This window comes from Vibrio sp. 2033, assembly GCF_033339735.1.
Genome location: NZ_JAWOVC010000221.1, coordinates 1 through 830, shown reverse-complemented (window position 1 = coordinate 830; position 830 = coordinate 1). Strand labels below are relative to the sequence as shown.

Genomic DNA, 830 nt, shown 5'->3' with positions numbered 1-830 from the left:
AAAGCTCGCCTTTGCGGATACATTTAGGAATTTGAACCAAGGAGATATTCATGGATTTTCGTTCAGACACAGTGACTCAACCCACCCAAGCTATGCGCGAAGCAATGTTCAGCGCCCCTGTTGGCGATGATGTTTATGGTGACGATCCTACCGTAAACGAGCTAGAGCAGTTCGCAGCTGAATTAGCAGGGTTTGAGGCAGCGTTGTTTACCACTTCTGGCACGCAAGCAAACCTTTTAGGATTAATGGCGCACTGTGAGCGTGGCGATGAATATTTATGCGGCCAGCAAGCACACAATTACAAATATGAAGCAGGTGGCGCAGCGGTACTGGGTTCTATCCAGCCTCAACCAATAGAAAACAATCCAGATGGCACGTTGCCATTTGACAAATTAGAGGCAGCAATTAAACCTGATGACGCGCACTTTGCTCGTACTCGTCTGCTAAGTTTAGAAAACACCATCAACGGTAAAGTGATCCCACTGTCTTACTTAGCGGAAGCTCGTGAATTCGTTAATAAACACAATCTGAAACTGCATCTCGACGGTGCCCGTGTGTTTAACGCAGCTGTTGCGCTCGATGTTCCCGTCAAAGATATTGGTCAATACTTTGATTCCATGACGATTTGTTTATCGAAAGGTCTTGCGGCACCCGTTGGCTCACTGCTGCTTGGCAGCAAGGAATACATAGCGAAAGCTCGCCGTTTAAGAAAGATGGTCGGCGGCGGAATGCGTCAGGCGGGCATTCTAGCGGCAGCAGGTAAACTGGCGATCACTGAACAAGTCGCGCAGTTAAAGCAAGATCACATCAATGCACAAGCATTGGCGGAA

Annotated in this window: 1 protein-coding gene; it reads left to right on the top strand. The window is 48.1% G+C overall.

Annotation, left to right across the window (positions count from 1 at the left end):
- Positions 1-50 precede the first annotated feature (50 nt).
- Positions 51-830, top strand: a 780-nt coding sequence (gene ltaE / locus R7P74_RS25700) for a low-specificity L-threonine aldolase (RefSeq protein WP_318123474.1), incomplete at its 3' end; no start/stop codon positions are given.